Raw genomic sequence first — 12701 nt, 5'->3', positions numbered from 1 at the left:
AACAGCATCATGAGCGCCTGGCGCCGGCGGGCAGGCAGATCCCCCACGGCATGAGCCAGGCGCTCCACGAAGTCATCCCACCCCTCGGAGCGCAAGAGCTTCCAGCGCTCGCCGTCCGCGAACTCGGTGTCTCGACGAGATGCCGAAGCATCTCGCCGACGAAGAAGGGATTGCCCTGGGTCTCTCTTGCAACAGACGCGCCAGTTCCACACCCAGGTCCGGAAGCGCTTGCCCTGCCGTGTCCTCCATGAGCTGCGCGACTTCGCTGGGATGGGCCCTGACCGGGGTGTGCCTGTAGGACTCTCGTCGGCGGTCGAGGACGCGCATCTCACCAGCGTCTGCCTCGACCTTCACGCCGGGGTAGCGGGCGAGAGGAGTCGCCCCTATGGGGTCCCAGACGCCTGTCTTGCCTCGAGCGGCCGCCGCGAGGATGATGACCCCGGTTCTTAGAGCTTTCTTAGAACGACCGTCGCTCGCTCGGGAGGCGAATGGACGTTCGCTCCGGTGGCGGGAACGCCGTCGAACACGCTCTACCAAGGGTCGCTCACCCTGCGGCACCGGCTGTGGGCGGACTCGCGGTCCATCCGGACCGGTCCGCGCCTCGAGCGCTCGGGCTCCTGATGCTCCTGGTGCTGCCGCTGGTCGTGGCCCTCGGGGTCCTCCACCAGACCGCTTGGTACCCGATCGGCGATCAGGCCCAGACCGAGTTGCGGTTGCGCGACGTCGGCAGCCGCCACACGCCTCTGATCGGCGTCTTCTCGGCCCGCATCGGGCCCGTCGGGCACGAGGGGAGCCACCTGGGGCCCCTCAGCTTCTATGCCATGTGGCCGGTCTACCGACTCTTCGGAGGCAGCGCCTGGGCGATGCAGGCCGCCGCGGCGTCGGTCCAGGTCGTCGCGATGGCGACGATCCTGTGGATTGCGCATCGCCGTGGGGGGCTCGCGCTCGTCCTCGGCACGACTGCCGCGCTGGCCATCCTCATCCGCGCCTACGGGCCGACGGTCATGACCGAGGCATGGGTGCCGTACCTGCCGCTGCTCTGGTGGCTCGTGTTCCTGCTCGCGGTCTGGTCGGTGTGCTGCGGCGACCTGCCACTGCTGCCGGTGGTCGTGTTCGCCGGCTCCCTGTGCGCGCAAGCCCACATCCCCTACGTCGGGCTGACGTCAGGCCTCGGTGCTTTCGCGGTGGTGATCGCGTTCGTCTGGGCGTACCGGCGGCGGCGGCGTCCGAGGTCGGTGCTCCACTTCGCCTGTTGGCTGCTCGTGGCGGTGGCGGTCGGCGCAGCGGTGTGGGTCCCCCCGACGATCGACCAGCTGGTCAACTCCCCGGGCAACCTGTCGATGCTCTGGGACTACTTCCGCGACCCTCCCACTGCGACGATCGGTCTGCGCCGCGGTATCGAGGTCCTGCTGATCCATCTCAACCCGTGGCGGCTGGTGGCGAAGCAACTGGTGCTCACGATCAGGTTGCCGGGTCACGGAGCGGAGCGAGGGATCACCACCGGCTCGCCGTGGCCCGGCGTTGCGCTCCTGGTGGCGTGGGCAACGGCCGTCGTCGCGGCCTGGCGCATCCGACACCGGCCATTGCTGCGCCTTCACGCGGTTCTTGCGGTGGCGCTGGTGCTGGCTGCCGTCTCGATCAGCCGCATCTTCGGCGTCGTCTGGTTCTGGGAGATCGTCTGGGCCTGGGTGATCACGGCCCTGATGTCCCTCGCGGTGGGATGGACCGCGGCGTCATTCGTGCGCCACCGGCTGCGCGGGCCGCTTGTCGCACACGCCTCCACCGCGGGAAAGCTCGCGCTAGTCGGCGCGGTGGCTCTCTGGACCGCCCTGTTCACGTTCGACGCAACCCGCGCATCGGTCCCCGACCCGGGCGGTCCCGGGCCCCGGCTCTCGAGACTGCTGGGCGCCGTCGTCACACCAACCGTGGCGGCGCTGGATGAGGATCCGACGCCGGGAGGGGGCCGTGACGGTCGCTATCTCATCAGCTGGTCCGATCCCATCAACCTCGGCACACAGGGTTGGGGGCTCCTCAACGAGCTCGAGCGCCGCGGCTTCCACGTCGGGACGCTCGCCGTGTACCGGAGTGTGGCCACGCCCCATCGCGTGATGGACCCGGCACAGGCCACCCGGCTGTTGCACCTGGCGATCGGGCTCGACGTCGACACGTGGTCCGACCGACCCGACGCGCGCAGGGTCGCCTACCTGGACCCCCGCACTCCGAGCGAGCGGGTCGAGTACCGCCGCCTGCGTCTGCAGGTCATCAACGACCTCCGGGCCGCGGGGCTGGCTGATCTCGTGCCGCAGGTCGACCGAAGCCTCACGCACCTGGCGACCGACCCGCGACTCCCTGAGTCGACCTACGCGAAGACGGTCCGCATGGGCCGGCTGGGCCTGCCGATGGCGGTGTTCGTGGCTCGGGCCGACGGCATCGCCGTGAGATGACCGATGTCGCCGCGCACCCGCAAGACGCGACGACGGGCATCGCGACCGCGACCGGCCTCGGCGGCGAGTCGCTTGGCATGGGTGGTGAGGTCCCTCGATGACGCCGCGCAGGTACTCGGCGAACCGGGTGAGCGGAACGCCCTGGTTCCAGAGGAAGGCGCGTACGGCTCTGGGGCGATAGAAGGCGGTGCGGTGGCCCTTGAAGATGAGTCGGTCGAACATCGCCAGGCTGCCTACGATGCGATCACGGTGAACCTCTTCGAAGTCGCCCATGCCCATCCCCCGTCGCTTGCGTCCGATCGCGGCAGTTCTGAGCCGCGCGCGTGTGCGACGACGCCTGACGGGTGCTCGCAACGCTTGCCGAGTATGTCCTTGCTTCTTACGGTCAACGGGTAGGAGAGGCGACCGCCAGGCTTCGTTACGGTGCGGTGATGGGGTCACGGGTGCTCGTGACCGCGGCCGGCTACCAGGGCGATGTCCTGCCCTTCGTCTCCGTCGCGAGGGAGCTGGTGTCGCGCGGCCAAGTCGTCCCCTTCGCAGGCGCGGAGGAAGCGTGGGTCGCGGCATGGCTGCGCCCGCTCGGGGATGAGCCGATCGACGCGGCCTGGCTCGTCACCATGTGCGACTTGCTCCCGCCCGCCGTATTCAGTCGGACGACCAGCCCCGTCAAGGCGGCTTCGATCGAATACGTCGTCCACCTGGTGACCGGCGAATCTTCCGTGCCTGCCGGTGAGTACGTCTACCTCTCCTGCCGATCACCGTTGGCGAACGAAGGATTCGCCGTCGAGGACGCCACCATGTGGGCCCCCGACGGCTCCGTGCTCGCCGTCGCCCGCCAAACCCGTCTCGCCGGCGCGTGAGCACTATGAGCGGCCGACAGGTGAGCGCCGCAGAGGCCTTCATTGACGCCGTCGAAGAGCTCTGTGTTCACGAAGCGAGGCTCGAGCAGGTGACGGAGGCTGCAGCCGCGCTCCACGACGCGAGTGCGCTCGCGACCGCGGGCACCGAAACCCTCGCCCGCTTGCTGCACGTGTTTCGCGCCCGAGCCGGTAGTCGCTCCGCCGAGTGGTGGATCGCGACCCTCGAAGGATCGAAGGCGACCGCGCTGCCGTCCGAACTCATGCTCGACCTCCTGGTCGTGCTCGCCGCCGACGCCGGCGGAGTTGCGGTCCCCGAGGTGGCCTCGATGGAACGAGCCGCGTTCTTCCCGGCGTACCTCCAGCTCGCGGCGGTCATCGTGATGCTCATCCACTTCTACGGCGGACAAGCCGTACCGGTCACCCTCCGACTGCTCCGCGACCGAAACACGACGACCGGTGTCTGAGCCCGCCCCGCGACGTCAGCGGACCGCGGTCACTCAGCCCGAGAAGCCGGGCCCGGTCTTGGCGCGGACGTGGCGAACGTCGAGTGGTTGGGCGCACTCGCTGCACACCACGACGGCGTGCATGTCGTGATCGCACTCCGTGTGGTGCAGCACGAGCGGCGTTCCTTCCGGTCCGATGAGCCAACGCTCACCCCAAGCCGCCATAGCCGCGAGGATCGGATACGCGTCCCGGCCCTTGTCGGTGAGCCGGTACTCGAAGCGCGTCGGGTTCTGCTGGTACTCGACGCGCGTGAGGATCCCTTCGTCGACAAGTCGCGCGAGCCGCTGCGTGAGGATGTTGCGCCCGATGCCGAGCTCGGCCTGGAAGTCGTCGAAGCGACGCGTGCCGAGACAGGCCTGGCGGATGAGCAGCAGGTTCCAGTGATCGCCCAGAAGATCGGCGCTGCGGGCGATGGTGCACGGCCACCCGGACGTGTCGGTGCGCTTCACGTCGACCACCCTACCGGAGTGGGTTGCATCATGTAACCCACTCTTCTAGTGTCCGTTCCATCATGCAACCACCGACAGAGGTGTCGACCGTGGACCGCCACCCTCATGGGCAAGTGCAAACCGAAGTCGTCGACGACCGGATCCTGGTGATGACCGTCGACCGGGTCGAGAAGAAGAACGCGTTCACCCCGAAGATCAGCAACGAGCTCGCCGCGGCCTACACCCGCCTGGACGACGATCCCGAGCTGTTCGTCGGCGTGCTCACCTTCGCGGGCGACCACACCACCGCCGGGTTGGAGATGCCGCTGTTCTTCGGTCCCGACGCCGAGCCCGGCCCACCGTCCGACGCGGTCGACCCGTTCGGGCTGCAACGCCGGTTGACCAAGCCGTTGGTGACCGCCGTGCGGGGAATCACGTTCACCATCGGCATCGAGATCGCCCTGGCCGGCGACATCGTGGTGGCCGCGTCCGACACGCGCTTCTGCCAGCTCGAACCCAAGCGCGGGCTCGCGCCGCTCGGCGGTGCGACGATCCGCTACGTGCAGCGCGCCGGATGGGGCAACGCCATGTATCACCTGCTGCGGGCCGACGAGTTCAGCGCCGACGAGGCGCTGCGGATCGGCCTCGTGCAAGAAGTGGTCGAGCCCGGCCGTCAACGTGGGCGCGCGGTGGAGGTGGCGCGCGAACTACTTCAGTGCGCGCCGCTCGCGCTGCGGCACACCATCGCCAACGCCCGCCTCGCGCTCGATGAAGACGAGCCCACCGCGATCGACGCCATTCCGGCGATGAGCAAGGCCGTGATGGTGACGGCCGACTTCCAAGAGGGGATCGCGTCGTTCATCGAACGACGCCCGGCACGGTTCACGGGACGTTGACATGACCGACACCGACACCAACCACGCGACCTCGACCGACGAGGTCCCGAGCGCCTGGCACCCGACCGCCTGCATCCTCTGCGAGTGCAACTGCGGCATCGAGATCCGACTCGGTGCTGACGGTCGAACGTTCGAACGCACCCGCGGCGACAAGGCGCACCCCGCGTCCGAGGGCTACACGTGCGAGAAGGCGCTGCGACTCGACTACTACCAGAACGGTCGCGGCGAGCGGCTGCTGAGCCCCCTTCGCCGGCGAGCGGACGGCACCTTCGAGGCGATCGACTGGGACACCGCCATCCGCGAGGTCGCCGACCGTCTGGCCGCCGTGCGCGACGCGCACGGAGGCGAGTCGATCGTGTACTACGGCGGCGGCGGGCAAGGGAACCACCTCGGCGGCGTGTACGGATCGGCAACCCTCAAGGCGCTCGGCGTCCGCTTCCGGGCCAACGCCATCTCCCAGGAGAAGACCGGCGAGGTGTTGGTCATGGGCAAGATGTTCGGCACACCGCTGCGCGGTGACTTCGAGCATTGCGAGGTCGCGTTCTTCGTCGGCAAGAACCCGTGGATCTCCCACGGCATCCCCCACGCCCGCACCACACTCAAGGCGATCGCCGCCGATCCCGACCGGGCGATGATCGTGATCGACCCGAGGGTGACCGAGACCGCGGCGATGGCCGACTTCCACCTCCAGGTTCGATCCGGTCGAGATGCGTGGCTCATCGCCGCCATGGCCGCCGTGCTCGTGGACGAAGGACTCGTCGATCGCGACTGGCTCGACCGCCACGCGTCCGGTGTCGAGCCGGTGCTCGCCGCGCTCGAGGCGGTGCCGATCACGCGATACTGCGAGATCAGCGGCGTCGACGAGACCTTGGTGCGCGCCGCGACGCGCCGCATCGCGTCCGCAGCCAGCGTGGCGGTGTTCGAAGACCTCGGCGTGCAGATGAACCGCCACTCGACGCTCGTCAGCTACCTCGAGAAGCTGGTGTCGCTGCTGACCGGAAGCCTGAATCCTGAAGGCGTCGAACGTGCCGGTTTCGGTTCCGGTCCTGATGCCGGCAACCGACTGTTCGACGCGATCGTCGACCGTCCGTCCGGTGTCGTGTTCACCGACGACGCCTGGGAAGCGACGTGGGCGCGCATCCAAACCGACGACGGCCTCGTCCACCTCGACATCTCCGAGCTCCTCGACGAGCTCGTCGAGCTTCGCGACGCGACACCGCCCGGTGACGACCCTGACTGGCCGCTGCTCCTCTCCGCCGGCGAGCGGCGCTCGTTCACCGCCAACACGATCCTGCGCGACCCGGCCTGGCGCAAGAAGGACGCCGGCGGTTCGCTGCGCGTCTCGCCGGCCGACGCTGACAGGCTCGGTCTCGTCGACGGCGACACCGCCACGCTGACCAGGAAGCGAGCGAGCGTTGCCGTCACCGTCGCAGTGGACGACACCGTGCAGTCAGGCCACGTCTCTCTCCCGAACGGGCTCGGTCTCGATCACGTCGAGTCCGGAGCGCGGCATCAGACCGGTGTCGCGCCCAACGAGCTCACCGCCAGCGAAGATCGCGATCCATGGGCCGGGACACCGTGGCACAAGACCGTGCCGGCGCGACTCGAGCGAGCCTCGGCATGAGCTTCGACGTCGCCCAGATCGACGAGGTGCTCGCCACGACACGCGCAGTGCGCCGACGGCTCGACCTCGAGCGACCGGTCGACAACCAACTGCTGCTCGACTGCATCGATCTCGCCGAGCAGGCGCCGACCGGCGGCAACCTCGGCAGCCGGAGATGGATCATCGTGCGCGAGCAGCGGGTCAAGGACCAGCTCGGCGAGCTCTATCGCGACACCGCGCTGCCGTTCATGTCCGCCGCCGCCGAACGGCTGCACGGCACCGGCCACCCGAGCGAGAAGGTGATGGCATCGGCCGCCTATCTGGCCGAACATCTCGCCGAGGTCCCCGCCATCGTCATCCCGACGGTCATCGGCCGCCACGACGGCAGCGGGCGGCCCGGCCTGTTCGACTCCGTCATCCAAGCAGCGTGGAGCTTCTGTCTCGCGCTGCGCGCTCGAGGCCTCGGCACGACCTGGGTCACCGCCGCGTTGCAGGACACCGCGAAGGTCAAGGAGATCCTCCGCATACCGACAGACATGACCGAGATCGTCCTGCTCCCGGTCGCCTACACGAAGGGCACCGACTTCCAGCGCGCGCCGCGTCACCCTGCTCGCTCGATCACCTACTTCGACCGCTTCGGCCTGACGACCGAGCGCGGCCCCAGCGACGAGCTTCGTTTCGAGGACGGCCCCGGCGCCATCGCCGAGGTCGACATCGCCGCGTCACCGGCGACGGTGTGGTCTCTGGTGTCGGACATCAACCTCCCAGCACGGTTCTCCAACGAGTTCGCCGGCGCGGAGTGGGCGAGCGACGACCGGGGCGTCGGCGCCATGTTCCACGGGCGCAACCAACACGCCGCGCTCGGCGAGTGGACGATCCCGTGCTTCATCGATCACTGCGACGAACCTCGCGCGTTCGGTTGGCGCACCTCCGACCCGGACAATCCCGGCGCGCGTTGGCGTTTCGATCTCGAACCCCGCGAGGGCGGCACCCGCCTGCGGTTCTCCTACGTCATGGGGCCCGGCCCGTCGGGCACGACCATGGCCATCACCAACAATCCCGGCAAGGAAGTACGGGTGCTGCGCCGTCGCATCGGCGAGGTCCAGGCCAACATGCAGCAAACCGTCGACGGTGTGAAGCAGCTCGCCGAAGAGGCGCGATGACGCTTCGCGTCGGCATCGGCGCGGCGCCGGGCCGACCCGAAGCCGTCGAGTTCGTGCGCCAGGCCGAACGACTCGGCGTCGACTCGGTGTGGTGCCCCGAGTTCTGGGCCGGCGACGCGTTCACGCCGCTTGCGTACCTCGCGGCGTGCACGTCAACGATCAAGTTGGGTTCGGGCATCGCGCAGCTCGGCGCGCGCACGCCGGCGATGCTCGCGATGACCGCGCAATCGCTGCACGCTCTGTCGGGCGGGCGATGCCTGCTCGGCATCGGAACCAGCGGACCGCAGGTGATGGAAGGTTGGCACGGCGTCGCGTTCGACAAGCCCGTGCGCCGCACCCGCGAAACCATCGAGATCATCCGCGCCATCACCGCCGGTGAGCGGCTCGACTACCACGGCGAGATCTACGAGTTGCCGCTCCCCGGCAGTGAAGGCCGCGCCATCCGGTCGCTGATGCCGCCCATGCATCTACCGATCTACGTCGCGTCGCTCGGCCCAGCCAACCTCCGCCTCACCGGTGAGCTCGCCGACGGGTGGATCGGCACCTCGTTCTTCCCCGAGACCGCGGACGTGTTCCTCGCCCCCATACGCGAAGGAGCAGCCCGAGCAGGACGCGACATCGCTGACCTCGACCTCACCGTCGCCGTAGGAGTCGAGTTCACCGACGACGTCGAGGCCGCGGGCCGCCGCCACGCCGACGGCTACGCGTTCACCATCGGCGCTATGGGCTCAGCCGGTACGAACTTCTACAACAACGCCTTCGAACGGCAGGGCTACGGCGACGACATCCGCGAGGTCCAACGGCTCTGGCTCATGGGCGAAAAGGACGCCGCGCGCCGACGAGTCCCCACCGCGATCGGGCTCGGCACCAACCTCGTCGGCACCGACGACCTCGTGCGCGACCGGCTGCGCCTCTACCGCGACGCCGGCATCACAACCCTGCGCGCCAACCTCCACGGCGGCGGCGACGTAGATCTCGACCGGCAACTCGGTGATCTCGCACAACTGCTCGACCTCGTCCGTGAGGTCAACGACGAGTCCACCGACGCCGATCGCCGGTGATCGAGCTCCGCAGCTCAACCACGCCCCCGAAGTCGCTTACGTTCCGCGATCAACGCAACAAGGAAGACGTCGTTCCCGGAGAAGGTTCGCGCCCGTCTCGAGGACGCGGTTCAGGTCGCCTCACCGGTGATCGTCGGGCACACCTCCATATATATAGAGGTGTGCGGCGCGTCGCCCGAACATGTCAAACAACTTGTCAAACGAACCACGACGCACCGGCCCGGATGACGGCGTACCCAACGGCATCGTCAGCGGATTTGTCATCGCACCATCGACCGACCCATGGAGACGAGCGCACACGAACGCCCGCGTCGGCAGGCGTTCTTACCCTGCTGACCTGGCGTTTCGCGCAACAACGCTGTACAACTGCACCCGAGAGCAGATAAGAGAAATGTGTCGCTCATCACTCATAACCCGAAGGTCGCGGGTTCAAAATCCCGCCCCCGCCACCACATGAACGCCCAGGCCAACAGGCCTGGGCGTTCCTCGTTGTCGAAGTGGCGTCTACCGGATTTGTCTACCGGCACCGGCGGGTGCGAGCTCGATGACCTCGATGTTTGCGGTTCTCGCTCCCGATAGACGTCTACCGGCGGGCGGCGGAAACGAGTCCGGCGAACCGGCTGGCCGCTTCGGCGCTCATGCCTGGGAGTAGGTGTTGGTAGAGCTCGCAGCCGAGGTCGACCAAATACTCGTCGCCTACACCGCCGCGCCCAACGCGCCGTCACTCGATGCGCTGCGTCGGCTGTCCAACTGGGCGGGTGAGGTTTCAGGTCGTGCCTCGCCTTCGAGCGGAGCCCGATGAGACGTCGCGGCGCGCAGTAGATGGTGCGGCGTAGGGTCGGGCACGTGGCGGTCCAACGCATGGACAATGTGGGCGTCGTCGTCGAGGACCTACCGGCAACGATCTCGTTCTTTCGCGCGCTCGGCCTCGAGCTGGAAGGCCAGGCGACGATCGAAGGGGAGTGGTCAGGGCGTGTCACTGGACTGCCTGGCCAGCGCGTCGAGGTCGCGATGATGCGCACTCCCGACGGTCACAGCCGACTCGAGCTGTCCCGATTCCTCACGCCTCCAGTCATCGCCGATCACCGGAACGCCCCGGTGAACGCCCTCGGCTACCTGCGCGTGATGTTCGCCGTGGACGACCTCGACGACACGCTTGCCAGGCTCCGTGAGCATGGTGCGGAGCTCGTCAGCAGCGAAGTCGTCCAGTACGAAGACACCTACCGGCTCTGCTACATCCGGGGACCCGAGGGACTTCTCATCGGACTCGCCCAAGAGCTCGCCTGAGCGCGAACCGGCGTCCCCTGGCAACGAACCTTGTCATCAGATTTGTCATCAGACCCCACGTCTCATCGCTCCCACTGACGCACACGGGACGGCAAGACGCACCAGCCCGGCGGACCGCTGACCTGCGACAACAGGGGCCGAGCGGGACCTGCCCGGTACCAGCGTCCACGACGGCGTGCAGGTGACCGATCCGCTCATAACCCGAAGGTCGCGGGTTCAAATCCCCCCCCGCCACCAACGCAGCAGGTCAGAGGCCCCTTTTCCGCTCGCCGGAGAGGGCCTCCTTCGGGTCCGCAGCGTGGAATGGCGGCGAACAACCGGCCGCCCCCGATGATCGGACAGAACGGATGGAGCCGCGGGGATCCGTCTCGTCGCACAGTGGCCAGGTAGGCGACGGCGAACCAGGTTGCGCTCGTCGGAAACGAGTCGCCTCGGTCGAGCGCGACGGCTCCGGGCCACAGACGGTGCGCGAAGGCGGCGACCTCCGGCGCCTCGGCCTCGACCCTCGCCCAGAGGCCACTCTCGAATCATGACATCTCGGACGCAATCGTTCGCGAGGCGTCGTCGGTGGACCCGGAACGCGTCGCGACGGGCCGATCGGCATCATGTTGCTGGTGGTACAAGGTCGCGTGGCCTGGCCGAAAGAGCCCGAGACGGCCCTTGCGGAGATGCTCGATGCTCAGCCCGTCGTTGCAGCGATTCTCGATCGGGTGCCGGCTCTCGAGCTGCCCGGGTGGTATCTCGGAGCTGGTTGTGTCACCCAGACTGTCTGGAACGCCCTGCATGGTTTCGACCCGCGGTTCGGGATCAAGGATTACGACCTCATCTACTTCGACCGCCACGATCTGTCGGAGCGGGCCGAGAAGGCCGTCGAGGCGATCGCCGATCGGTTGGTGACCGAGCTCGGGGTGCGGCTCGATGTCACGAATGAGGCGCGGGTCCACCTTTGGTACGAAGCACGGTTCGGGCGGCCGATCGAGCCCTATGAGTCATCCGAGGACGCGATCGCTACGTGGCCTACTACTGCGACGAGCGTGGGGGTCCGTCGAAGCAGCGGAGCGTTCGAGGTGTGCGCGCCCTTCGGCCTCGAAGACCTGTTCAACATGATCGTGCGGCCCAACAAACGGCTGGTCAGCCGCGACGACTACGAGGCCAAGGCGAAGCGCTGGGCGCTGATGTGGCCACGGCTGACGGTCCTGGCGTGGTAGGTCCCTCGGCCGCCCCCGGACATGCGGGTCGAGCTGGGGCTCGAGACGGTGCCAACGAGGGTGAGGGTTCGCGGTCGTCGGCGAGGTTGTGATCGAACGTTTCGGTGACCGAGGCGTTCGGCTTGACGCATGCCGATATCGGAATATGATGGCGCCCGTGGCACGAGCAGCGACGACGTCGGACGTCTTCAACGCGATCGCTGAGCCGCAGCGGCGGGAGATCCTGGTGCTGCTGCGGGCGGGTGAGCGGCCGGTGACCGAGTTGGCCCAGGAGTTGGGGATGGCCCAGCCGGGGGCGTCCAAACACCTGCGGGTGCTCCGGGAGGTCGGGCTGGTGCGTGACCGCAAGGCAGGCAAGCAGCGCCTGTACGGCCTCGACGCCCGCGGGCTGCGACCGGTCCACGAGTGGACCGGCGGGTTCGAGCGGTTCTGGAACGAGAGCTTCGACCGGCTGGACGAGTACGTGCAGGACCTCAAGCAGGCAAGGCAGGAGGATTGACCGATGGCAGCGACAGGACGGGACGCGCCGGCGCAGTCAGCGACGGCGGACCGCGAGATCGTGATCTCCCGGGTCATCAGTGCCCCACGGGAGCTGGTGTTCGAGGCGTTCACCGAGGTGCGGCACCTGTCGCGGTGGTGGGGACCGGAGGGCTTCACCACCACCACGCAGTCGTTCGAGTTCCGCGTCGGCGGGGAGTGGGACTTCGTGATGCACGGACCGGACGGGACGGACTACACCGAGTGGATCTCCTGGACCGAGATCGCTCCGCCGGAGCGGATCGCGTTGCTCCACGGTGAGTCCCGCGGCGACCCGAACGCCTTCGAGTCGGTCCTCACGTTCGCGCCCGACGGCGCGGCGACCCGGGTCGAGATGCGCACGGTGTTCCCCACCAAGGAGCTGCGCGACGAGGTGGTCGCGAAGTACCACGCGATCGAGGGCGGCCAGCAGACCCTGAGCAACCTGGCTGCCTACGTCACCGAGATCGTTCGGAAGGGAGCTGAGGGCTGATGACCGGGAAGGTGTTCTTCAGCGTGTCGATGTCGCTGGACGGTTTCATCGCGCCCGAGTCCCTCGGGGACTTGATGGGCCAGCAGTGGATGGAGCTGCAGCAGTGGATCTTCCCGCAGCGGTTCTTCCGGGAGAACTTGAAGCTCGGCGAGGGCGGCGAGGAAGGGCGCGACAACGACATCGTGCGGGAGACGTTCGAGCGCACCGGCGCGAGCGTGATGGGCAAGCGCATGTTCGA

13 protein-coding genes and 1 pseudogene are annotated in these 12701 nt (G+C 68.1%); 12 read left to right on the top strand and 2 right to left on the bottom strand.

Annotated elements, in window-relative coordinates; translation table 11 throughout:
• Nucleotides 1-563: 563 nt before the first annotated feature.
• The 3 genes from E6G06_14635 (at nt 564) to E6G06_14625 (ending at nt 3768) form a co-directional block, all read left to right on the top strand.
• Entirely contained in the window at nt 564-2444 is a 1881-nt protein-coding gene (locus E6G06_14635; protein ID TML89381.1) for a hypothetical protein, read from the top strand.
• Nucleotides 2445-2875: 431 nt separating this feature from the next.
• Nucleotides 2876-3304: a thioesterase family protein gene (locus E6G06_14630; protein ID TML89380.1), complete on the top strand. Its 429-nt coding sequence runs from the start codon at nt 2876-2878 to the stop codon at nt 3302-3304.
• A gap of 89 nt (nt 3305-3393) precedes the next feature.
• On the top strand, nt 3394-3768 hold the full coding sequence (locus E6G06_14625; GenBank protein ID TML89379.1) for a hypothetical protein: 375 nt from the start codon (nt 3394-3396) through the stop codon (nt 3766-3768).
• Between the two features lie 33 nt (nt 3769-3801).
• Here the strand turns inward: E6G06_14625 and E6G06_14620 are convergent, their stop codons facing one another.
• A complete protein-coding gene (locus E6G06_14620) occupies nt 3802-4257 on the bottom strand; it encodes a helix-turn-helix transcriptional regulator (GenBank protein ID TML89378.1) in 456 nt (151 codons plus the stop codon).
• 62 nt (nt 4258-4319) lie between these two features.
• Here E6G06_14620 and E6G06_14615 point away from each other — a divergent pair, with 62 nt between their 5' ends.
• From E6G06_14615 to E6G06_14595, 5 genes are all read left to right on the top strand, one after another.
• Entirely contained in the window at nt 4320-5132 is an 813-nt protein-coding gene (locus tag E6G06_14615; protein TML89377.1) for a crotonase/enoyl-CoA hydratase family protein, read from the top strand.
• Between the two features lies 1 nt (nt 5133).
• Entirely contained in the window at nt 5134-6756 is a 1623-nt protein-coding gene (locus E6G06_14610; protein TML89376.1) for a hypothetical protein, read from the top strand.
• Nucleotides 6753-7898 (top strand): hypothetical protein, encoded by a 1146-nt coding sequence (locus E6G06_14605; protein ID TML89375.1) that lies wholly within the window; start codon nt 6753-6755, stop codon nt 7896-7898. The genes E6G06_14610 and E6G06_14605 overlap by 4 nt, the downstream gene beginning before the upstream one ends.
• On the top strand, nt 7895-8959 hold the full coding sequence (locus E6G06_14600) for an LLM class flavin-dependent oxidoreductase (GenBank protein TML89374.1): 1065 nt from the start codon (nt 7895-7897) through the stop codon (nt 8957-8959). Before E6G06_14605 ends, E6G06_14600 begins: the two co-directional genes overlap by 4 nt.
• 846 nt (nt 8960-9805) lie before the next feature.
• On the top strand, nt 9806-10246 hold the full coding sequence (locus tag E6G06_14595) for a VOC family protein (GenBank protein ID TML89373.1): 441 nt from the start codon (nt 9806-9808) through the stop codon (nt 10244-10246).
• Between the two features lie 311 nt (nt 10247-10557).
• On the opposite strand, the pseudogene E6G06_14590 reads toward E6G06_14595, so the two are convergent.
• Nucleotides 10558-10638, bottom strand: a pseudogene (locus E6G06_14590) (pyridoxamine 5'-phosphate oxidase).
• 276 nt (nt 10639-10914) lie between these two features.
• Between E6G06_14590 and E6G06_14585 the strand changes: the two are divergent.
• The 4 genes from E6G06_14585 to E6G06_14570 all read left to right on the top strand — a co-directional run.
• Nucleotides 10915-11454 carry a nucleotidyltransferase family protein gene (locus tag E6G06_14585; GenBank protein TML89382.1) on the top strand — a complete coding sequence of 180 codons (540 nt, stop codon included), beginning with the start codon at nt 10915-10917 and terminating at the stop codon, nt 11452-11454.
• A 157-nt stretch (nt 11455-11611) separates the two neighbouring features.
• Complete coding sequence (locus E6G06_14580) at nt 11612-11953, top strand: winged helix-turn-helix transcriptional regulator (protein TML89372.1); 342 nt, start codon at nt 11612-11614, stop codon at nt 11951-11953.
• Between the two features lie 3 nt (nt 11954-11956).
• A complete protein-coding gene (locus E6G06_14575; protein TML89371.1) occupies nt 11957-12463 on the top strand; it encodes an ATPase in 507 nt (168 codons plus the stop codon).
• A partial coding sequence (locus E6G06_14570) for a dihydrofolate reductase (GenBank protein TML89370.1) occupies nt 12463-12701 on the top strand: 239 nt, incomplete at its 3' end. The genes E6G06_14575 and E6G06_14570, both read left to right, overlap by 1 nt.

Source organism: Actinomycetota bacterium (genome assembly GCA_005888325.1).
GTDB lineage: Bacteria > Actinomycetota > Acidimicrobiia > Acidimicrobiales > AC-14 > AC-14.
This window is presented reverse-complemented; position numbering and strand designations above follow the sequence as displayed.